The organism is Janthinobacterium pasteuri (assembly GCF_051380775.1).
Taxonomy (GTDB): Bacteria; Pseudomonadota; Gammaproteobacteria; order Burkholderiales; family Burkholderiaceae_D; genus Janthinobacterium.
In genome coordinates this window covers 99097-118843 of the sequence record NZ_JBNYXS010000013.1, presented here as the reverse complement: position 1 = coordinate 118843, position 19747 = coordinate 99097, and the positions used below count along the sequence as shown (strand labels likewise).

Below are 19747 nucleotides of genomic sequence, written 5' to 3'. Positions count from 1 at the left end.
GATTATAGAGGCAGTTTGATGAGCTCATCGACAGCGCCCATGACCTTGTTGCGCACTTGCATCAACATGGAGAAGGACAGGTTTGCTTCCTGGCTGGCCAGCATGGCACCGACCATGTCGTCACTCTTGCCACTGTCGACGTCGCTCATTTTCTGCGCGGCCATGCGGTCGTCGCCATTGACCTTGCCGATGGCGTCTTTCATGCTTTGCGCAAAGGAGAAGCCCGATTGTTCCGGCGCGCCGAAATGGGCGGCGGGTGCGATGCTGGCGCCCAGGGCGTGCGCGTCATTGCTCAATGCTGCCAGATCGGCCTTGATCAGACCTGCGAGTTCGTTGCTCATCTTGCCCTCTACTTTCAATATGCGGTGACGTATCAATCAGAATTACTGGAGTTGCCAATCCGGCAGAAGTGCATTGAATGCCATCCTGCCCGGCCCGATCCGCAGGGCCCATCAGTTTTATCAGTTGCCACACCACCCGCTCAAGCAGATTCAAACAAACTCGGCAAACCCACGCCGATATAATTTACATGGCCATGACAACTAATATTTATCTGATAAAAGTTTCTGCTGTTGGCAATAAGAAGAATTGAAAACTGCCATAAAAACCGGAATCAGGTAAGCGGAATGGCGCACTGCAAATCACTATTTTGTCGTCACAAGCTTACCTCGGGGCAACTATAAAGTAAAGAGAGGATTGGCTCAAGGAATATTGATGCATGGCAATATTCAGCTTTTTCATGTATTGTTCAGCACTGTAGTCATCCAGCATGCGATACGATGCGCAACGTTTGCTTGCAGGCCTGTCGGCAAGATCAAGATGATGCTGTATTTAATTTCGGGTGATCCGTATAATTTGTTCTGCCACCGCAATACCGACATGACCACTACATGACAATCATTACCAAGACAGATCAAACTGTGCGCCATCAAGTCCTCGATTCCTGTCTGCTTGGACGTCCTGTCCATTTGCTGCATGTATTCGGCGCCCAACTGCGCGACGACCTGGCAGTGGCCTTGCGCCAACCGATGAGCCGTCGCTACTGGGGTAATTTCCAGATCGATGGCGTGACGTTGTCGCGCGTGGAAAACGAGGACAGCGTGAATCGCTGGCTGAGTTTTTCCACGCCGGCCGGCCAGACGGGCTTTACGCTCGAACGGCAAATACTCTTGAGCGTACTGAACTACCGCTACGGTAGTGCCGGTGCCAAGGGTGCGCTGCCCGATCCCGCGCAGGTGCGCGTGACGGCCACGGAAGAGCGTCTCGCTGTGGTGCTGGGACAACAGTTGGTGAACAGTTTGTTCGCCCGCGTCCACAAGAACCTGCAAACGCTGGGCAAAAACAGCGACATCGATACCAGTGCCGAGGTTGCCGTGCAGTCCGGCGTGCACCCGCCGCGCGGCAGCTGGATCGTCACCGTGGCGCTCAGCGACGTCGAAGCGGGGCAGAGCGGCCACTTCTGGTTCTCGCTGGACAAGCGCCTGATGGCCGACGTGCTGCGCGGCCTGCTGCCCGAGCGCGCGCAAGCGAAGAAGGCGCTGCGCAGCGTGCGTCCGCTCGCTTCGCGCCTGCAAGTGACCCTGGAAGGCAGGCTGGTCAGCAAGCAGGTGCAGTTGGGCGCCTTGTTCGACTTGCGCGTGGGCGACGTGATTCCCGTCAGCCTGAGCCGCACCGACGTCATGCTGGACGATTCGCGTTTATTTACAGCGGCTGTTTCCGAACACAAGGGCAAGCTCTGTTTAACCTCATTTGAAGATGTCGAATAATATGAATATCACCGATACCAACCAGAGCGAAACCCTGCTGGAAGACCTGGGCGATGACATGATCATCGACCAGGGCGACATGTCCGACGTGGCCAGCACCCGCGCGCGGCGCGACATCCCGCAGATGATGCGCAAGATTCCCGTCACCCTGACCCTGGAAGTGGGCTCGGCCCGCATTTCGCTGGAAGAACTGATGGCCATCGGCCCGGAAAGCGTGATCGAACTCGACATGCTGGCCGGCGAACCGCTGGTGATCAAGGTCAACGGCACGCCGATCGGTCGTGCCGAAGTGGTGGTGGCCGGCGAGAACTATGGCCTGAAAGTCATCGATCTCGATGGCCTCAATCTCGACCTGATGACAGCATGAAGCTGGCGGTACCCGGTTTGAGCCGGCGCCGCGGCGCGCTCGCTGCCGCGCTGGCTGTGCCTGCTTTGATGCTGTGCTGCAGCGTCGCCGGGGCGCAGGATTTGTTGTCCGGCGTGCTGCCGGGCGCGAAGACCGACCTGTCGGTGAAGATGCAGATCCTCGTCGTCATGACCCTGCTCGGGCTGTTGCCCGTGATGGTCATGATGATGACCAGCTTTACCCGCTTCGTCATCGTGCTGTCGCTGCTGCGCCAGGCTCTGGGCCTGCAGCAGGGCTTGCCCAACCGCATCGTCACGGGCATCGCCCTGATCCTCACCTTGCTGGTCATGCGCCCCATCGGCGACCAGGTGTGGAAGGAAGCGTTCGTGCCTTACGACCGCGACCAGATCGGCATGCAGGAAGCGCTGAAGATCGCCGAAGTGCCGATTTCGCGCTTCATGCTGGCGCAGACAAGCAAGGCTGCGCTGGCGCAGATCGCGCATCTGGCTGGCGAGCCGTCGACCATGCGCCCGCAAGACCATAGTTTCACGGTCAAGCTGGCGGCGTTTGTGTTGTCCGAACTGAAGACGGCGTTCCAGATCGGCTGCATGCTGTTCATACCGTTCCTCATCATCGATCTGGTGGTGGCGTCCGTGCTGATGGCCATGGGCATGATGATGCTCTCGCCGCTGGTGATTTCCTTGCCGTTCAAGCTGCTGCTGTTCGTGCTGGTCGACGGCTGGACCCTGACCGTCAACACCCTAGTTACCAGCATACAGGGCTATTGATCCATGTTTACCCCTGAAGTCGCCGTCGACCTGATCATCGAAGCGCTGCATGTCGTCATGCTGCTGGTGGTGATCCTGGTCGTGCCAGGTTTGCTCATGGGCCTGTTGGTCGCGCTGGTGCAGGCGGCCACCTCGATCAATGAACAGACCATGAGTTTCCTGCCACGCCTGCTGGTCACCCTGCTGGCGCTGATCCTGGCCGGACGCTGGATGGCCGGTTATCTGATGGATTATTGCGTGTCCATTTTTCAGCGCGCGGCCACCCTGGTCGGATAGCGCCGCGCGCCCATGGATCAGATTTTCAATCAGGTGCTACCGTTCATGCTGGCCGTGTGGTGGCCGTTCTGCCGCATCCTGGCCATGCTCAGCGCCTCGCCCGTGATCGGCGACGCCATGGTGCCCGTTCCCGTGCGGGTGCTGCTGTCGCTGGTGCTGGCGATCCTGATGCTGCCCGTGATGCAGGCGTCTGGCATCTCGCAGGACTTGTTGAAAATCGATCCGTTTTCGCTGCACGCCGTCGTCGCCACCCTGGAGCAGGCCATCATCGGCTTCGTCCTCGGCCTGGCCTTCCACTTTGCCATGTCGGTCATGTCGGTGCTCGGTTACCTGGTGTCGAGCCAGGTGGGTTTTTCCATGGCCGTCATGAACGATCCGCTCAACGGCACCTCGTCGGACGTGATCACGGGGATGCTCACCATCATGTGCATGATCGTGTTTTTTGCCATCGACGGCCATCTGGTGCTGGCGGGCGTGATCGGCGCCAGTTTCACGGCCTGGCCCGTGGGGCAGGGCTACGGACCGCTGCTGCTGCAGACGGTGGCCTATAACGTGGCGTGGATCTTCGCCGCCGCCATGCTGCTGGCCTTGCCCATCGTCTTTTCCACCATGGTGGTGCAACTGGGTTTTGGCTTCCTGAACCGCGTGGCGCCGTCGCTGAACCTGTTTTCGCTGGGTTTTTCCATGATCACCATGTTCGGCCTGGTGATGCTGACGCAGATCGTGCGCTTTATCCCCGAGCACTATATCGCCATGACCAACCGCGTGCTCGACATGATCACCGAACAGATGCGGGTGGCCCATGGCGGATAGCAGCACCGGCGACAAGACAGAAAAGGCGTCACAGCAAAAGCTGAAGAAGTCGCGCCAGGAAGGACAGGTCGTGCGTTCGCGCGACCTGTCGACGGCGCTGGGCATCCTGATCAGCATGAAAGTCTTCATTTACCTGCTGCCGGGCTATCTGCTGAGCTTTCGCGAGCTGTTCGCCATGGCCTTCATGCCGCTCGACAGCAAGGGCGCGCTGGAAAATGCCATGTCGATGGCGTTTACCACCTCGGTGGGCTTGCTGATCAAGATGATCGTGCCGCTGTTTTGCGTGCCCCTGTTCGTGGTGCTCGGCTCCCTGATCCCTGGCGGCTGGGTCATCAGCACGAAGAACTGGATGCCAAAGATGGAGCGCCTGAGTCCGGCCAAGAACCTCGGTCGTTTGTTTGCGCCCAAGCATGGCTTTGAATTCGGCCTGTCCATCGCCAAGGCCGCCGTGCTGGGCATGGTGCTGGTGCATGTGAGCCGTTCCAGCCTGACGCAGTACGTGGACTTGCAACACCGGCCGCTGCAGCAAGCCATGCTCGATGGTTCCGCGCTGATGCTCGACGGCTTGATGGCGCTCATTTCCGTTTTCGTCCTGTTCGCCATCATCGACGTGCCAGCCCAGGCGTTTTTCTTTGCCCGCAACCAGCGCATGAGCAAACAGGATGTCAAGGAAGAACACAAGAGCAGCGAAGGCCGGCCCGAAGTGCGCCAGCGCATCCGCCAGTTGCAGCAGCAGATCGGCCGGCGCAGCGTGCGCAAGACGGTGCCCGACGCGGACGTGGTGATCGTCAATCCCGAGCATTACGCCGTTGCACTGAAGTATGACCAGGACCGCGCCGAGGCGCCGTTTGTCGTTGCCAAGGGCGTCGACGAAATGGCGCTGTATATCCGGCAAGTGGCGAAGGAACACCATATTGAAACGCTGGAGTTGCCGCCGCTGGCGCGCGCCATCTACAACACCAGCCAGGTGCAGCAGCAGATTCCCGTGCAGCTGTACCAGGCCGTGTCGCAGGTGCTCAACTACATACTGCAGCTGAAAGCATTCCGGTCCGGGCAGCGTGCTGCCCAGCCCGTATTACCCACCGAGATGGCCGTGCCATCTCATTTGAGCGAGGTAGTCCCTTCATGAATTTCCTGAACCGGTTGGTTGCCGAAATGCGCCGCCACAAGTTCGCCACGCCGCTGTTCCTGCTGGTGATCCTGGCAATGATCATCCTGCCGCTGCCGCCCGTGCTGCTCGATATATTGTTCACTTTCAATATCGTGCTGGCTCTGATCGTTATCCTGGTCAGCGTGTCGGCCAAGCGGCCGCTCGATTTCTCTGTCTTCCCGACGGTGATCCTGGCCACCACCATGCTCAGGCTGACGTTGAACGTGGCTTCCACGCGCGTGGTGTTGCTGCACGGCCATACGGGCGCGGACGCGGCCGGTAAAGTGATCGAGGCCTTCGGTAATGTGGTGATCGGTGGTAATTTCGTCGTCGGTATCGTGGTCTTCGTGATCCTGATGATCATCAACTTCGCCGTCGTCACCAAGGGTGCCGAGCGCATCTCGGAAGTGTCCGCGCGCTTTACCCTCGATGCCTTGCCGGGCAAGCAGATGGCCATCGATGCCGACCTGAACGCCGGCCTGATCAACCAGGAAAAAGCCCAGATCCGCCGCAAGGACGTGGCCGCTGAAGCCGATTTCTACGGCGCCATGGACGGCGCGTCGAAGTTCGTGCGCGGCGATGCCGTCGCCAGTATTTTGATTTTGATCATCAATATGGTCGGTGGCGTGGCCATCGGCTCGCTGATGCACGACCTGTCGTTCGGCGATGCTTTCCGTCAATATGCACTGCTGACCATCGGTGATGGCCTGGTGGCGCAGATACCGGCGCTGCTGCTGTCGGCTGCGGCCGCCATTCTCGTCACCCGCATCAGCGATTCGGGCGACTTCGAACAGCAAGTGGCGGGCCAGGTACTGACTTCGCCAACGGTGATCTTCAGCGCGTCGGGCATGATGGTGGCACTGGCATTGATCCCGGGCATGCCGTGGTTCATGTTCATGACCTTCGCAGGCGTGCTGGCCTTCGTGGCATGGCGCCTGACCAAGCGCGTGAAGGGGCCAGATGCGGCTGGCATGGCCGCCATCGAGGCGGCACTGCGCGATGACAAGCCTGCCGAGCTGGAGTGGCAGCAACTGCCCGCCGTGCAACCATTGATGGTCATGCTCGGCTATAAACTGGTGGGCATGGTGGATAAAACGCAAGGCGAACCTTTGACCAAGCGCGTCAAAGGCGTGCGCCAGAGCTTGTCCGAAGCGATGGGCTTGCTGCTGCCGAACATCGGCGTGCGCGATGACCTGGCACTGAAGCCGTCGCAGTACGCCATCGTGCTGTCGGGCACCATCGTGGCGCAGGCGGAAGTGCAGGCCGACCGCCTGATGGCGATCCCGTCGCCGAATGTGTATGGCCAGCTCGATGGCATTCCCGGCATCGAGCCGGCCTACGGCATGCCCGTCACCTGGATTGAGCCGGGCGAAAAGGCGCATGCGCTGGGTCTCGGTTACCAGGTCATCGAGGCGCCCAGCGTGATCGCCACGCACTTGTCGAAAATGGTGCGCGAATACTTGCCGGAACTGTTCCGTCACGAAGACGTCTCCAACCTGATGGAACGCCTGACGGCCATGTCGCCCAAGCTGGCCGGCGCGCTCGACAAGGCGCTCACGCACACGCAGCTGCTGCGCGTGTTCCGCGTCCTGCTGGCAGAAAACGTGTCACTCAAGGATATCGTGCCCATCGCCACCACCTTGCTCGACAGTTCGGAAACCACCAAGGACCCGATCCTGCTGGCGGCCGAAGTGCGCTGCGCGCTGCGCCGCCAGATCGTCAGCGGCCTGTTTGGCCAGAAGATGGAAATGCAGGCGTTTAACCTGGGAGGCGAGCTGGAAAACATGCTGCTTGGTTCGTTGAACCAGGCACGCCAGTCAGGCAAGGTGACGCTGGATAATTACCCGATCGACCCGCATCTGCTGTCGCAATTGCAGGTGAATATGCCGGTGGCGCGCGAGCAGATGAAACAGCAAGGCACGCCGCCGCTGCTGCTGGTGTTGCCGCAGATCCGGCCGTTGCTGGCCCGCTATGCGCGCCTGTTCGCGCCGGGCCTGCATGTGTTGTCGTATAACGAAATTCCGGAAAACCGCGAAGTGAGCATCATCGGCACGGTGGGGTAGTGCGGTGGGATAAAAAACGGCGCTGCGGGCGCCGTTTTTTTTATGCTGTATCAATTCTGTTGCTTCAATCCTGCTCGTCGATAGGCGGCAGCAGCTCGTGCTCCTGCCCGTCGGCCAACAGCAGCACGGTGCTGCTTTGCTTCATTTCTTCCTCATCGCCATAGTCGTAACCGAGCGGCGCCGCCACTTCCTTCGAGGTGACGATGGTTTCCTCTTCGGCAGCTGCTGCAGCTGCCGCGGGCGCATCGGGATCGGCCGCCACTTCCGCTTCCGGTTGCGTCAGCAGCAGCGCCACTTCGGCCATGGCGCGGAACAGGGGCAGCGACAGCGACGCGGCACCCGCCTGCATCGGATAATTGCCATGCACGCGCTGCGCGTGCAACTGGCGGTTCAGGCGGCAGCGCACCACGCGCAGGCCGGCGCGCCGCACGGCGTCGGCAATATCGGGCAGGGCCAGGCGCAAGTGGCGCAAGGCGCTGTCTTCATCGGCCGCCAGTTCCAGCAGCACGCCATCGCCGGCCGGCTCCATCTGGATCACGACGCGGCCGATGCCGATGATGATCAGTTCGACGCGCAGCGCCACCTTGCCGCGCCGCCTGGGCGGCGCATCCTCGTCCTCGTCGCTGGCCAGCACGCGCAGCAGCAGGCGCTGGCCACCCCAGCCATACACGGCAAAGCGCCACGCTTCGCTATCGACGCTCAAGGGTGGACGGGCGCCTTCGCGTAGCAGGGCCGGTTGCTGTTCGGCCATGAACAGGTTGCCCGGCACGTGCTGGCCGCGCGCCTGCTCCTGCAGAGCCGCATATTGTTCGCCATACGTCTTGACCATCACGCGCCACGAGGCGGCCAGTTGCGCCGCGTCGGGCGGCTGCCAGACCAGCTGGCGCGTGAAGAACAGTTGATTGACCTGCATGGCGCTGCTGTCGCGCGGCATGGCGCCGCCGGCGCTATCGGCGTTCGGCTTGATGAGGGATGCCAGGCTGTCCTGGCCCTGTTGCTGTAGTTGCGCGGGCAGGGTGCCGGCATCGGGCGCGGGCGCCATGTAAGGGCCGATGGGCACCAGCGGCTGGACCACGCCTGGCACCATCGGCGTCGCGGGGCTGACGTCAAAGCGCTGGGTAATCAGGGGAACCGGGTTGCCCGATGAAATGCGGTCTATCGCCATGCCACTGTGTCCGGATGAAAGTCTGTAAAGGTCGGTGAATCAGGCTGCTTCAGCCATTATGGCTGCAACAGGGACAGTATCAATTTCTGCATGCTCTGGCTTTGCTTGAGCATGGCCGTGCTGGCTTGCAGCAGCATTTGCGCCGACGTCATGTTGGCGCTTTCTGCCGCATAGTCGACATCCATGATGCGGCCGATGGCGGCCTTGGTATTGGTGACCATGTTGCTCAGGTTACTATGCACATGGTCGAGGCGGTTGGCCGCCGCGCCCAGGGCCGAGCGCACGCCGCCGACCTCATCGATGGCCGTTGCCAGCAAGGCGATGGTGGTGTTGGCGCTGCCCGTCATTTCGGTGCCGCTGGCGGGAGCACCGAAGTTGGTGCTGGCAGCGCCGAGCGAGGCCAGCACGCTGGCCATCTTGCCCGAGACGTCGAATGCCATCGTCTCGCTTTGGCCCGCGCCGATCTGGAACGTCATCGCCGACGCCAGCGTGCCGCCAGCCAGCAGTTTGTTGCCGCCAAAACTGGTGTTCTTCACCACGTTAGCCAGTTCCAGTCCCAGGGCGTCGTATTCGGCCTGCATGGCGAGCTTGTCCTTGGCGCCTGACGATGCATCGGCTGCCTGCGTGGCCAGATCCTTCATGCGGATCAGCATGGTGGTGACTTCATCAAACGCGCCTTCGGCCGTTTGCAGCATCGAGGTGCTGTTTTGCGTGTTGCGCATGGCGACGGCCATGCCGCTCGCCTGCGCCCGCAGCCGGGTGGCGATTTGCAGGCCGGCAGCATCATCCATGGCCGAATTGATGCGAAAGCCGGTGGCGAGGCGCGTCATCGACGTCGACAGCCGCGATTGCGCGCGTGCGGCGGCATTCTGTGCGGCGAGTGCGGCGATATTCGTATGAAGGCTCAGCACTCGGCGATTCCTGTGGATGACGGCTGTTGGATGGGCTTACCTATTAAACAGGCGACCATGCGGGCCACATCGTTAAAGATACGCAGGAAATAGTTTCCCTTGCGCGCAAGGGCGAAGATAGCGAGGGACGAAAAAAAACCAGGCCGCAGCCTGGTTTTCCGACAGGCCGCGAGCGGCCATGCAGGTAGAAATTATTGCAGCAGGGACATGACCATCGAGGACATGCTGTTGCTTTGTTTCAACATTGCGGTGCCAGCTTGCAGCAGCATTTGCGACGACGTCATGTTCGAGCTCTCGGTAGCGAAGTCGACGTCCATGATGCGGCCGGTAGCGGCTTTGGTGTTGGTAGCGATGTTGGACAAGTTGGTGTTGACGTGGTCCAGACGGTTGGCAGCAGCACCCAGTGCCGAGCGAACGGTGCCGACGTCGCCGATTGCCGTTTCCAGCAGGGCGATGGTGGCGTTGGCGGAGCTGGTCAGTTCGGTGCCGGTTGCGGAAGCCGCGTAGTTGGCGGTTGCCGACGTCAACGATGTCGTCAGGCTGGTCATTTTGGCGGAAACGTCAAATGCCATCGTTTCGGTTTGGCTCGCGCCGATCTGGAACGTCATCGACGAGGCCAGGGTGCCGCCTACCAGCAGCTTGTTGCCGCCGAAGGTGGTGTTTTTCATCACGTTCGACAGTTCCAGGCCCAGTGCATCGTATTCCGATTGCATGGCGGTCTTGTCTTTGGCGCCCGACGAAGCATCGGCTGCCTGGGTTGCCAGATCCTTCATGCGGATCAGCATGTTGGTGACTTCGTCAAACGCGCCTTCAGCCGTTTGCAGCATCGAGGTGCTGTTCTGGGTGTTCGACATTGCAACGGTCATGCCGCTGGTTTGTGCTTTCAGGCGGGTTGCGATTTGCAGGCCTGCTGCGTCATCCATTGCCGAGTTGATGCGGAAGCCGGTGCTCAGGCGGGTCATCGAGGTCGACAGTTGGCTTTGGGTGCGGGTGATCGAATTTTGTGCGGACAGTGCAGCGTTGTTAGTGTGAAGGCTCAGCATGGTGTAACTCCTGGTGTGGTGGGTTCAGTCCGGAGCAGCGGTTCTTTGCGCTCTCCCAAGTACAAGACGACCATCCACATGAGCTTATTAAATGCTTTGTGGAAATTTTTTAAAATTCTTTTAAAAAAGTTTCATTTCGGCCGGCGGGCCTGCCATCTACCCTTTAACACTGGCTTGCCGCCGCGATGCAGGCCCGGAAATGCGCGATCTTAGCCTCGTCGCTGGAAAGGAGCTTGAAGCGCGCGCTGTCGGCCGCCTGGACGGCGATGCGCTTGCAGATGGCATGATCTTCCTCGAATACCTGGCGGTTCATCTGCGCGCTCGAATCGAAAAAGCCCTGCAGCGAGGCGCTGGCGGCGGGCTTGGTCGCGGCCATGAGCAGGCGGCTGGAGAAATGCGTGCGTTGCGCTTGCGTCGACGGAAAGAAATGCTGGAGCGAATAAGAATACGAAAACGTCGACGAGAGCATGGTAAACGGGAACAGGTACAGGCTCTGGTAGCCCTCGAACTGGCTGTCGAGCTGGAACAATCGCTTGATGGAGCGCAGCTTTCTGGCCATGCCGGCGTTACCCAGGCCTGCTTCCCATGTCGACGTCCAGTCCGTGAAACGGTTTTCGCCGTCGTCCAGTTGCAACTGCGCCAGCGACTCCGGGTGCACGAACGGCACGTGCAGCGGCTCGAGCGCATTTTCCAGCGCGATGCGCCAGTCGCACTCGAAGTCGTAGGCGCTGAAATCGCCCAGGCCGGCGACGTTGAAGGAAATGTTTTCCAGCGTCTCCTGGGTCTCGCCCAGTTGCGCCCCGAGGGAAAGGCGCGGCTGCGGCGAGGCAAACAGGAAATCGGCACACCACTCCAGCTGCAGCACCTGCAGGCGGGCATTTTCCAGCTCGGCCGGGGCGTAGCGTTCGCGGCAGGGAATGTGCATGGCGCCGGCCCGGTAGGCCCAGCCGTGGTAGGGGCAGGCCAGCGGCGCATTGCCGCGCTTTTCCGTGAAAAAGCGCGTGCCGCGGTGCGGGCACAGATTGTCGAAGGCGATCAGCTCGCCCTGGTCGTTGTAGACGACCACTTCCTCGCCCAACCAGTCGAGTTTCAGGTAGTCGCCGCTGTCGGGCAATTCGCTGCGGTGGCACAGCAGGTGCCAGAAGTGGTCGCGCAGTTGCCGCGCCTGGGACGTGGGAGTCATAAGGTCTTTGCAGGTGGAGCGTACACGGTGGCGCCTTCGGCCACGCGGCGCATGACGACGGCGCCGGCGCCCACGGTCGCGCCGGCGCCGACGCTCACGCGTGGCAGGATGGATGCGCCCGAGCCGACCATGACGGCCTGGCCCAGATGCACGCCGCCGGTGATGTCGACGTGCGAACTGAGCGTGCAGCCCTGTTCCAGCACGGCGTCATGGCCGACGCTGGCGTAGCTGTTGATGGTGACATAGTCGCCCAGTTTGCTGCCCGACGAGACGAGGGCGAACGGGCAGACGACGGCGCCCAGGCCGATGCGGGCCGTGCGCGCGACCACGGCGCTGGGGTGGATCAGCGTATGGAAGCGGGCACCGCGCGCGGCCAGCGCCAGCGCCACTTCCAGGCGGGCCTTCGGCGCACCGATGGCCAGCAGCAGCGTCTCGCCGGGCGCCGGCTGATAGCCGCTGATGCTGCCCAGCACGGGGTAGGGGTAGTCGGCGTCGAGCATGGGCGCGGGCGGCAGTGTGTCGTCGAGCAAGCCGCCGATGCGGGCGGTGGCGGGGTCGAGGCTGTCTTCCAGCCAGCACAGCAATTCTCTGGCGAAGCGTCCGGCGCCGACGATGAGGATGGTTTGCATGAAAACTCCTAACGGGCCAGGTAGCCGCCGTCGACGGCCCAGGTGGCGCCGCTGACCCAACGGGCGGCCGGCGACAGTAAAAAGGCCGCCGTCTGCGCGATATCGTTGCTGCGACCGAAACCGAGCGGATGGCGCTCCGCATAGGCGCGCATCGCTTCGTCCGGCAAGCCACGGCTCAGGCGCGCGTGCATTTCGGTTTCGACGGCGCCGGCGGCGATGCTGTTGACGCGCATGCCGCGCGGCGCCAGTTCGACGGCCAAGGCGCGCACCAGGCCATCGATAGCGGCCTTGGCCGCCGAATACACGCTCATGCCGGACTGGCCGCTCTGGCCCGCCACGGACGACATGAAGAGCAGGGCCGCGCCATCGCTGAGCACGCCGCGCAGCGCGGCGCCGCGCGCCAGCGCGAGCGCGGTCTTGACGCTGGAGGCGAAGACGTCGTCAAACTGCTGGGCCTTGGACAATTTGACCGGGCGCAATAACTCGATGCCGGCCGCATGGAAGATGCCGGTCAGGGGCGCTTCCTGTGTGGCTTGCTTGAGGAAGTCGACGATGTGGTCGCCGCCGTCGAGTTCGAGCACTTCGGCCCGGTGGCCGCTGCCGTCGAGGGCCTGCAGGGTTTGCTCCAGCCGGGCCGGGTCGCGTCCGCTGATCAGCAGTTGCGCGCCGCAGCGCGCCAGCAGCAGGGCCGTGTCGCGGCCGATGCCGGACGAGGCGCCGGTGACGAGGATGCGCTGGCCTGCCAGCATGTCGGGTTGAAAGATCATGGTTCAGACTTCGATAAGGCGGTTGACGGTCAGCGATTGCAGGCCCAGCACGGCCGCCGACCAGGAGTAGCCGACGCCAAAGCCGAACATGGCGATGGTCTGTCCCTGTGCTGCCGCGCCCAGGCTGTCGGCGATCAGCAGGGGAATGGAGGCGCTGGACGTGTTGCCGTAGCGGTCCATATTGATAGGCGCGCGCTCGGCAGGCAGCTTGGCTTTTTTAATAATATGTTTGAGCATGAAGGTATTTGCCTGGTGAAACAGGAAGGCATCAACCTCGTCGCTCTTGCGGTTTGCCAGGCGCAGCAGGTCCGCCACCAGTGGCGGAATGCTCTTCAGCGTGAAATTGAAGATTTCGCCGCCGTCCATGTACAGTTTGGCGGGATCGCGCTGCGCCAGCCGCGCATCGTCACCGGCGTAAGGCCGGCAGGCACTGGCGGCCATCATCAGGTGGCGTTCGCCGCCGCCGTCGCTGCCGACGATGAAATGGGCGGGCGCCGCCGCCGCATCGAATTCCAGCGCAGTCGCCGTGCCGGCGTCGCCAAACAGCAGCGCGGTGGCGCGGTCGGTCTCATCAACGGTCTTGCTGATGGTGTCGCCCACCAGCAGCAGGATGCGGCACATGGCCTGGCCATCAAGCATCTTGGCCGCCAGCCACAGGCCATACGCGTAGGCCGAGCAGCCGAGGTTGATGTCGAAGGCTGCGCAGGCCTTATGCAGGCCCAGCCGTCCATGCAGGGCGCAGGCGGTGGCCGGCAGCACGTAATCGGGGGTTTGCGAGATGAAGATCAAGGCGTCGATGCTGTCGCGCTCCCAGCTCAGGTCGTCAAGCAGGGTTTGCGCCGCCGCCTGGCACAGATCGGCCGTCGTCTGGTCATCGGCAGCGCGGCGGCGCGACTGCACGCCAATCATCTTGCTCACATCGGCCACCGCCTCGGCGCCGAAGCGCTCGGCGAGGTCGGCATTGTGGATCTGCGCGCGTGGCAGCGCGCACACCACGCCGCGCATGGCCAGGTGGGTGGTGCTGAAGGGCAGTCCCGATTCCAGGCGCTGGCTGGACATGGTCAGGCCTTGACGGCGATCAATGCCAGCACGTCTGCCAGAGTTTCGCAGTTGGCCAGGGCCTGGCCTTCGAGCATCTGATCGAACAGCTCATCGGCCAGGGCGATGGTGGAAATGATGGCCAGCGAATCCCAGGCGTAATCGCCGAGTTTCAGGGTCGGCACGACCTTGTCGGCGTCGATTTCCAGGATGTCGGCCATGCCGTTGAAAAATTCTTGCATTGTGTTTCCTTTCAGAGAAGTTCAGGACGCAGACGCGCGGGCGCCTACAGCCGCGCCAGCGTGCCGGCCCAGGAATAGCCAACGCCAAAGCCGAGCAACAGGGCTGTGTCGCCCGGCAGGATGCGCCCCGAGGCGCGCGCGCGGGCGATGGCGATGGGGATGGTCGAGGAGACGGTATTGCCTACAGTATCGATTTCAATCACAAATTTGTCTTCCGGAATGCGTATTTTGCGGCGCAAGGCGTCAAGCATGAATTTGTTTGCCTGATGGAAGATCACGTGATCGATGTCATCGAGGGTCTTGCCGGCCGTGTCCAGCAGCTCCTGCATTGTACGCGGCACGGCGCCCAAGGTGAACTGGACAATCTGCGCGCCATCCATGAACAGGTCGTCCTGGCTGCGCCAGTTGCCGGACGCGTCTTCGACAGGCATGGCCGTGGCCGCGCTGCGGGCCGTGCGCATGCCGCCGGCCGGTACGATCAGCTTGTTCGCGCCGTTGCCATCCGTGCCCAGGATGAATGGTCCCAGTGCCAGTTCGGGTGCGCCGCCGGCAATCACGCTTGCCGCGGCACCATCGCCGAACAGGGTGCGTACGCTTCGGTCGCGCGCATTGATGTACTTGGAATAGGTGTCTGCCGTCAGCAACAGTACCTTTTTGCGGATGCCGCTCTCGATCAGGCCCTTGGCCATGGCGAGTGCGTAGACATAGCCGGAACAGCCCAGGTTGATGTCGAGCGCGCCGCAAGAGGTTGGCAAGCCGAGCCGCTGCTGCAGCACGCAGGCGCTGCTGGGCAGCAGGTAGTCGGGCGCCTGCGTGCACAGGATCAGGAAATCGATGTCGCCGCGCGCGATGTCATGCGTGGCGAACAGCTTTTCCGCGGCATGGAACGCCAGGTCGCTGGCCGTTTCATGTTCCGCGGCGATATGACGTTGCGCAATGCCCGTCTTGTCGAGGATTTTTTGCGCCGGCCAGTCGCTGAACTCCTGCTCCAGCGCGGCATTCGTCAGGATCGCCTGCGGCAGGTGGTAGGCGATCGCGGTAATGTGGGCGTAGTGGGACATGCGGTGGCCGTTTGGTCTGGGTGAATAGGGACGGGCGCGGCGCTCAGGCAGGCCCGGCGATCAGGGCGGTGATTGCGTCCACGCTCGACAGCTCAAGGGCCGGGTAGATCGGCAGGCAGATCACCTGGGACGCTGCCAGGCGCGCCACCGGCAGATTGGCATGCACGGCGGACGGCATGCCACGGTACATGGGGAAATCGCTGATGAGCGGGTAGAAATAGCGCCGCGCATAAATCTCGTGATCGCGCAGCCGCTGGAACAGGGCGTCGCGCGCCAGCGGATACTCGGGCCCGACGAGGATGGGAAAGTAGGCGTGATTGGCCGCTTCGGCATCGGCCGCTTCCAGGCAGGTGATACCCGCGATGCCGGCCAGGCGCTGGCGATAGTGGGCGTCGATGCTGCGCCGCTGCTGCCGCGCCTGGTCGATGCCCTTCAGCTGCAGCAGGCCGAAGGCCGCATTGATTTCGCTCATCTTGCCATTGATGCCGGCGGCGACGACTGTGACTTCGTCGACAAAGCCGAAATTTTTCAGATGGTCGATGCGCTGCTTGGTCTTGGCGTCGGGGCAGACGATGGCGCCGCCTTCGAAGGTGTTGAAGATCTTCGTTGCGTGAAAGCTGATCACGGACAGGTCGCCGTAATTGAGTACGCTGGTGCCCTGGTGGCGCACGCCGAACGCATGCGCGGCGTCGTAGATGACCTTCAGATCATAATTGTCGGCTATCTTCTGTATCGCCTCGACATCGCAGGGTTGGCCATAGCAGTGCACGGGCATGATGGCCGTGGTGTGCGGCGTGATGGCCGCTTCAATGCGCGCCGGATCGAGATTTAGCGTGCGCGCATCGATGTCGGCGAAGACGGGCTTGATGTCATTCCACAGCAGCGAATGTGCCGTGGCAACGAAGGAATACGGCGTCGTAATGACTTCGCCCTTCACGCGCAAGGCTTGCAAGGCCGTCATCAATGCCAGCGTTCCATTGGTAAACAGGCAGATATGCCGCACGCCCAGGTAGTCGCACAGCGCTTTTTCCAGCTGCTGGTGGAAGGGACCGCCATTGGTGAGGATCTTGTTTTCCCAGATGCTTTCCAGGTACGGCAAGAAATCCTGCAAGTCCGGCAGCAGCGGCTGCGTGACGTAGATGGGTTTGGAGTCGCTCATGCAGCCATCTCTCCGGGCATTTGGCTGTCGAGCGGCGCATCGAAGCTGACTGGCGGCAAGCCTTCGCACCAGCGCTGCCAGGCCAGGCGCAGGCTGTTGGCCAGACCTTCTGCAATCAACTTCGGCTGTCCCAGCGCCGTTTGCGCCAGACGGTGCCGGGTGCTGAAGCGGTAGGCGCCCAGCAGCATGGGGTTGGCCGCCATGTACAGGGCCTTGTTGACAAATTCCTCGTCGTCGCGGGCGATAAATTCCTCCAGTTGCACGTGGCGCAGGATCGAAGTGCCGGCGCGGCTCGGTACTGTTGGTCCGGCAACGGTGAGGGTGGGCACGCCCATCCACAAGCCGTGGAAGGTGGTGGTGCCGCCACCGTAGGGCGCCGTGTCGAGGCAGATATCGACGCGGTGGTGCATGGCCAGGAAGTTGGCCATGTTGGCGCGCGGTTCGAAGATCAGCCGGTCGGCGCTGACGCCTTCTTCAGCGAACCAGGCCGTCAGCTCGGGGTGCGGACCGGGCGCCGGCATGGCAGCCAGCAGCATCCTGGCGTCCGGGATGGCGCGTAACACTTTGGCCCAGCGCGCGATGGTCTGGCGGTTGAGCTTGTTAGGGCGGTTGAAGCTGCCGAAAGTCAGGTATTTGTTTTTCAGCACGGGCGCCGGCTGGATGCCGTCCGCATGTTCGGATGGCAGGAACGGCGCTATGGTCGGCAGCAATATCAGTTTTTCCGTGAAATGGCTGGCGAATGTCTCCGGCGGCGAGAAATGGCGGTCGCTCAGGTAGTAATCCATGGCTTGCAAGCCCGTGGTCAGCGGATAGCCGATCCAACTCATCTGTATGGGCGCCGGCTTGCGGGCAAAGGCCAGCAGGCAATTCTTGGCCGTATGGCCGGACAGGTCGATCAGGATGTCGATGCCGTCGGCGCGGATGCGCTCGGCCAGCTTTTCCTGGCTCAAGTGGGTGACTGGCAGCCAGTTGGGCAGCAGTTGCGCGATGCGCATGGTGACATTGTCGACGCGGCTATTGTTGTAGTACGCATACAGCGAAAACTGCGGCATCGCCACCAGCTCCTCGAGCAGCGGCGTAATGAAATGCGCCACCGCGTGGTTGCAGAAGTCGCCCGAGACCAGGCCGATCTTCAACTGGCGTTGCGGGTCGCGGTCGTTTGCGTGCGGTTGCCACGCGGCGCGCAGCGGGGTTTCGTAACGCTCGCCAAAACCGAAATGGTCGGCCACCATGGCGGCAGGGTCGTCGGCATGCATGTGCGACAGGCCGAACAGCATGTTGCTGTAGACCTCATCGTATTCCGGATACCTGGCCATGGCTGTGCGGCACGCCTGGACGGCGTCTTCGGTGCGGCCCATCTCACTGTAGGTCGCGCAGGTGTTCAAATGGGAACCGATGAAGTCGTCCTGGATTTCCAGCGAGCGCGCATAGCTGGCCAATGCTTCGTCGTAGCGCTTCAGGGAGCGCAGGCAATTGCCCATCGTAAAGTGAACGCGGCTGGAGTCGGGCGCGATGTCGCGCGCGCGCAGCAGATACTCCAGTGCCTGTTCCGACTGGCCGCTGTCTTCGAACGCCACGCTCAGATTGCAATGGATCAGCGATGAACGCGGGTCCAGTTCCAGCGCGTGCTGGTAGATGCGGATCGCCTCGGGATAATCGCCGGCGTCCTGCACGGCGATGGCCAGGTCGTTATGCAGGTTGGCGACATCGGGCGCCAGGGTGAGCGCTTGCCGGTAAGCTACTTGGGCTTCCTCAAAACGGCGCATTTGCTTGAGGCAATGTCCGAGGCAGGTGTACGCCTGCAGCTTATCGGGCGCCAGTTGTACCGCACGCTGGTGCAGGGTCAGCGCTTCATCGAGTTCGCCGACTGACTGCAGGCCCAGGCCCAGCTGGGTGTGCGCGTCGGCACTGTCCGGCTGGAGCTGCAGGGCCCGGCGATAGCTGGCGATCGCCGCATCGAATTTACCCTGGCTCACCAGTACGCCGCCCAGGTTGGACTGGGCTTGGGAATAGTCGGGCTGCACGGCCAGCGCCTGGCGATAGGCCTCGGCGGCGTCTTCGAGCCGCTGCTGCGACTGCAGACTGTTGCCCAGGCCATTCCACAGGTCGGCATGGCTTGGCGCCAGCGACAAGGCGCTGCGGTAGCTCTCTTCCGCCTGCGCGTACTGTTCCAGATTCTGTAGCGCGGCGCCGAGGTTGCTGTGTGCCATCACCAGCCGGGGGGCGAGGGCCAGCGCGCGGCGATAGTTGTCGGCCGCTTCCTCATTGCGCTCCAGAGCCTGCAGGGCATTACCCAGGTTGCACAGCACTTCAGCGTCAGCCGGCATGCTCGCCAGGGCGGCGTTGTAGGCGCTGACGGCACCGTCAAGGTCGCCACGCGCGTTACGCGTATTGCCCAGGTTAAAGTGCGCCATGCCATAGTCGGGCCGCAGGGCAATGGCCTGCAGGTAAGCGTCTTCCGCTTCGGCCAGGGCGCCGAGCGCCAGCAGGGCGCCGCCCAGGTTGCTGTGCGCCTCGGCGAACGCCGGATTGAACTGCAGCGCTTGCTGGTAGGACTGGATCGCCTGCGCATGTTCGCCGCGTGCCTGCCAAGCATTGGCCAGGTTGCAATGGGCTTCGGCGTCATACGGGGTGAGCTGGACCGTGGTTAGCAGCGCGTCTAGGGCGTCCTTGCCCTGCGCCTGCAGGACGGTGCCAAGTACGCTCCAGGCAAAATCGGAGGTGGGGTAGCGCGCGATCAGCGCCCGTGTGGCCGTTTCCATTTCCGCATACCGCCCCCCTTGGTACAGCGTCACCACGTGCTGGCACTCTTCGGCCGTCGGCGCGGCGGCAATCGCCGCAGCGATACGCGCACGCAACGTTTGCGCCTGGTCGTTATCGAGACCGCGGCCGATGGCCGTCTCGATGATGTCGAGCGCTTCGTCCCGTTCGCCCGCCTTGAGCAAGCCGTCGGCAAGCGACAGCCAGAACTGGCCTTCGTCAGGATTGACCGATAGCGCCTTGCGCAGATACGGCAGTCCTGCCTGGAATTGGCCGACCTGGCCTGCCAGCAAACCCATATTATGGTTGGCGATGGCATGGTAGGGCTGGATTTGCAGTATGGCGACATACAGGTCTTCCGCCTCTTCCAGGTTGCCGGCCTGGTGCGCCTTCAGCGCCAGCGCCAGTTGGGTGTCGAGTTGCGTTTCCGGGGTGGCGTCAGTGTTCATGGGAGTGGAGGAATGTGTACCAGCGGCAATTGTAACTGCTGGGAGTGGCGAATAGAAAATTTCCCCATGGAATTTTGCCTTAGAGCATCATTGAACAAATTTCCGTGTTCCTGGCAGGCCACAGTGGGTAGAAAGATT

Annotated in this window: 19 protein-coding genes; 7 read left to right on the top strand and 12 right to left on the bottom strand. The window is 62.2% G+C overall.

Features of this window, described 5'->3' with window-relative positions; translation table 11 throughout:
- Nucleotides 1-2 precede the first annotated feature (2 nt).
- A complete protein-coding gene (gene fliE / locus ACQ4WN_RS14945) occupies nucleotides 3-341 on the bottom strand; it encodes a flagellar hook-basal body complex protein FliE (RefSeq protein WP_436552254.1) in 339 nt (112 codons plus the stop codon).
- A gap of 549 nt (nucleotides 342-890) precedes the next feature.
- Here fliE and ACQ4WN_RS14940 point away from each other — a divergent pair.
- From ACQ4WN_RS14940 to ACQ4WN_RS14910, 7 genes are read left to right on the top strand one after another with little or no spacing between them, the layout of a single operon-like run.
- Nucleotides 891-1766: a FliM/FliN family flagellar motor switch protein gene (locus tag ACQ4WN_RS14940; protein ID WP_436552253.1), complete on the top strand. Its 876-nt coding sequence runs from the start codon at nucleotides 891-893 to the stop codon at nucleotides 1764-1766.
- 1 nt (nucleotide 1767) lies between these two features.
- Nucleotides 1768-2133: a FliM/FliN family flagellar motor switch protein gene (locus ACQ4WN_RS14935; RefSeq protein ID WP_071077826.1), complete on the top strand. Its 366-nt coding sequence runs from the start codon at nucleotides 1768-1770 to the stop codon at nucleotides 2131-2133.
- A complete protein-coding gene (gene fliP / locus ACQ4WN_RS14930) occupies nucleotides 2130-2900 on the top strand; it encodes a flagellar type III secretion system pore protein FliP (RefSeq protein ID WP_436552252.1) in 771 nt (256 codons plus the stop codon). Before ACQ4WN_RS14935 ends, fliP begins: the two co-directional genes overlap by 4 nt.
- Before the next feature lie 3 nt (nucleotides 2901-2903).
- Nucleotides 2904-3176 carry a flagellar biosynthetic protein FliQ gene (locus ACQ4WN_RS14925; RefSeq protein WP_034757874.1) on the top strand — a complete coding sequence of 91 codons (273 nt, stop codon included), beginning with the start codon at nucleotides 2904-2906 and terminating at the stop codon, nucleotides 3174-3176.
- A gap of 12 nt (nucleotides 3177-3188) precedes the next feature.
- A complete protein-coding gene (locus ACQ4WN_RS14920; protein WP_436552251.1) occupies nucleotides 3189-3989 on the top strand; it encodes a flagellar biosynthetic protein FliR in 801 nt (266 codons plus the stop codon).
- Entirely contained in the window at nucleotides 3979-5118 is a 1140-nt protein-coding gene (locus ACQ4WN_RS14915; protein WP_436552250.1) for an EscU/YscU/HrcU family type III secretion system export apparatus switch protein, read from the top strand. Before ACQ4WN_RS14920 ends, ACQ4WN_RS14915 begins: the two co-directional genes overlap by 11 nt.
- Entirely contained in the window at nucleotides 5115-7202 is a 2088-nt protein-coding gene (locus tag ACQ4WN_RS14910) for a flagellar biosynthesis protein FlhA (RefSeq protein ID WP_436552249.1), read from the top strand. Before ACQ4WN_RS14915 ends, ACQ4WN_RS14910 begins: the two co-directional genes overlap by 4 nt.
- A gap of 64 nt (nucleotides 7203-7266) precedes the next feature.
- Here the strand turns inward: ACQ4WN_RS14910 and ACQ4WN_RS14905 are convergent, their stop codons facing one another.
- The 11 genes from ACQ4WN_RS14905 to ACQ4WN_RS14855 form a co-directional block, all read right to left on the bottom strand.
- On the bottom strand, nucleotides 7267-8367 hold the full coding sequence (locus ACQ4WN_RS14905; protein ID WP_436552248.1) for a hypothetical protein: 1101 nt from the start codon (nucleotides 8365-8367) through the stop codon (nucleotides 7267-7269).
- A gap of 56 nt (nucleotides 8368-8423) precedes the next feature.
- Nucleotides 8424-9278, bottom strand: a complete 855-nt coding sequence (locus ACQ4WN_RS14900; protein WP_436552247.1) for a flagellin N-terminal helical domain-containing protein — start codon at nucleotides 9276-9278, stop codon at nucleotides 8424-8426.
- A gap of 191 nt (nucleotides 9279-9469) precedes the next feature.
- Entirely contained in the window at nucleotides 9470-10321 is an 852-nt protein-coding gene (locus ACQ4WN_RS14895) for a flagellin N-terminal helical domain-containing protein (RefSeq protein WP_436552246.1), read from the bottom strand.
- Nucleotides 10322-10484: 163 nt separating this feature from the next.
- On the bottom strand, nucleotides 10485-11504 hold the full coding sequence (locus ACQ4WN_RS14890; RefSeq protein WP_436552245.1) for an aromatic ring-hydroxylating oxygenase subunit alpha: 1020 nt from the start codon (nucleotides 11502-11504) through the stop codon (nucleotides 10485-10487).
- Nucleotides 11501-12133 (bottom strand): NeuD/PglB/VioB family sugar acetyltransferase, encoded by a 633-nt coding sequence (locus ACQ4WN_RS14885; protein ID WP_436552244.1) that lies wholly within the window; start codon nucleotides 12131-12133, stop codon nucleotides 11501-11503. Before ACQ4WN_RS14885 ends, ACQ4WN_RS14890 begins: the two co-directional genes overlap by 4 nt.
- 8 nt (nucleotides 12134-12141) lie before the next feature.
- The gene (locus tag ACQ4WN_RS14880) at nucleotides 12142-12897 is read right to left on the bottom strand and encodes an SDR family NAD(P)-dependent oxidoreductase (RefSeq protein ID WP_436552292.1); all 756 of its coding nucleotides are present in this window, start codon (nucleotides 12895-12897) and stop codon (nucleotides 12142-12144) included.
- Between the two features lie 6 nt (nucleotides 12898-12903).
- On the bottom strand, nucleotides 12904-13959 hold the full coding sequence (locus ACQ4WN_RS14875; protein ID WP_436552243.1) for a ketoacyl-ACP synthase III: 1056 nt from the start codon (nucleotides 13957-13959) through the stop codon (nucleotides 12904-12906).
- A gap of 2 nt (nucleotides 13960-13961) precedes the next feature.
- Nucleotides 13962-14180, bottom strand: coding sequence for a phosphopantetheine-binding protein (locus ACQ4WN_RS14870; RefSeq protein WP_436552242.1), 219 nt, complete (start codon nucleotides 14178-14180; stop codon nucleotides 13962-13964).
- A 44-nt stretch (nucleotides 14181-14224) separates the two neighbouring features.
- Nucleotides 14225-15241 carry a ketoacyl-ACP synthase III gene (locus tag ACQ4WN_RS14865; protein WP_436552241.1) on the bottom strand — a complete coding sequence of 339 codons (1017 nt, stop codon included), beginning with the start codon at nucleotides 15239-15241 and terminating at the stop codon, nucleotides 14225-14227.
- A 43-nt stretch (nucleotides 15242-15284) separates the two neighbouring features.
- The gene (locus ACQ4WN_RS14860) at nucleotides 15285-16400 is read right to left on the bottom strand and encodes a DegT/DnrJ/EryC1/StrS aminotransferase family protein (RefSeq protein WP_436552240.1); all 1116 of its coding nucleotides are present in this window, start codon (nucleotides 16398-16400) and stop codon (nucleotides 15285-15287) included.
- On the bottom strand, nucleotides 16397-19609 hold the full coding sequence (locus tag ACQ4WN_RS14855) for a tetratricopeptide repeat protein (RefSeq protein WP_436552239.1): 3213 nt from the start codon (nucleotides 19607-19609) through the stop codon (nucleotides 16397-16399). Before ACQ4WN_RS14855 ends, ACQ4WN_RS14860 begins: the two co-directional genes overlap by 4 nt.
- Nucleotides 19610-19747: the final 138 nt, after the last annotated feature.

Bases quoted from the DNA above. Each gene is read 5' to 3' on its own strand.
- ACQ4WN_RS14905 (WP_436552248.1), bottom strand. From the start codon at position 8,367: ATGGCGATAGACCGCATTTCATCGGGCAACCCGGTTCCCCTGATTACC.
- fliP (WP_436552252.1), top strand. From the start codon at position 2,130: ATGAAGCTGGCGGTACCCGGTTTGAGCCGGCGCCGCGGCGCGCTCGCT.
- ACQ4WN_RS14860 (WP_436552240.1), bottom strand. From the start codon at position 16,400: ATGAGCGACTCCAAACCCATCTACGTCACGCAGCCGCTGCTGCCGGAC.
- ACQ4WN_RS14925 (WP_034757874.1), top strand. From the start codon at position 2,904: ATGTTTACCCCTGAAGTCGCCGTCGACCTGATCATCGAAGCGCTGCAT.
- ACQ4WN_RS14895 (WP_436552246.1), bottom strand. From the start codon at position 10,321: ATGCTGAGCCTTCACACTAACAACGCTGCACTGTCCGCACAAAATTCG.
- ACQ4WN_RS14875 (WP_436552243.1), bottom strand. From the start codon at position 13,959: ATGTCCAGCCAGCGCCTGGAATCGGGACTGCCCTTCAGCACCACCCAC.
- ACQ4WN_RS14940 (WP_436552253.1), top strand. From the start codon at position 891: ATGACAATCATTACCAAGACAGATCAAACTGTGCGCCATCAAGTCCTC.
- ACQ4WN_RS14870 (WP_436552242.1), bottom strand. From the start codon at position 14,180: ATGCAAGAATTTTTCAACGGCATGGCCGACATCCTGGAAATCGACGCC.
- ACQ4WN_RS14910 (WP_436552249.1), top strand. From the start codon at position 5,115: ATGAATTTCCTGAACCGGTTGGTTGCCGAAATGCGCCGCCACAAGTTC.
- fliE (WP_436552254.1), bottom strand. From the start codon at position 341: ATGAGCAACGAACTCGCAGGTCTGATCAAGGCCGATCTGGCAGCATTG.
- ACQ4WN_RS14920 (WP_436552251.1), top strand. From the start codon at position 3,189: ATGGATCAGATTTTCAATCAGGTGCTACCGTTCATGCTGGCCGTGTGG.
- ACQ4WN_RS14885 (WP_436552244.1), bottom strand. From the start codon at position 12,133: ATGCAAACCATCCTCATCGTCGGCGCCGGACGCTTCGCCAGAGAATTG.
- ACQ4WN_RS14855 (WP_436552239.1), bottom strand. From the start codon at position 19,609: ATGAACACTGACGCCACCCCGGAAACGCAACTCGACACCCAACTGGCG.
- ACQ4WN_RS14935 (WP_071077826.1), top strand. From the start codon at position 1,768: ATGAATATCACCGATACCAACCAGAGCGAAACCCTGCTGGAAGACCTG.
- ACQ4WN_RS14915 (WP_436552250.1), top strand. From the start codon at position 3,979: ATGGCGGATAGCAGCACCGGCGACAAGACAGAAAAGGCGTCACAGCAA.
- ACQ4WN_RS14865 (WP_436552241.1), bottom strand. From the start codon at position 15,241: ATGTCCCACTACGCCCACATTACCGCGATCGCCTACCACCTGCCGCAG.
- ACQ4WN_RS14890 (WP_436552245.1), bottom strand. From the start codon at position 11,504: ATGACTCCCACGTCCCAGGCGCGGCAACTGCGCGACCACTTCTGGCAC.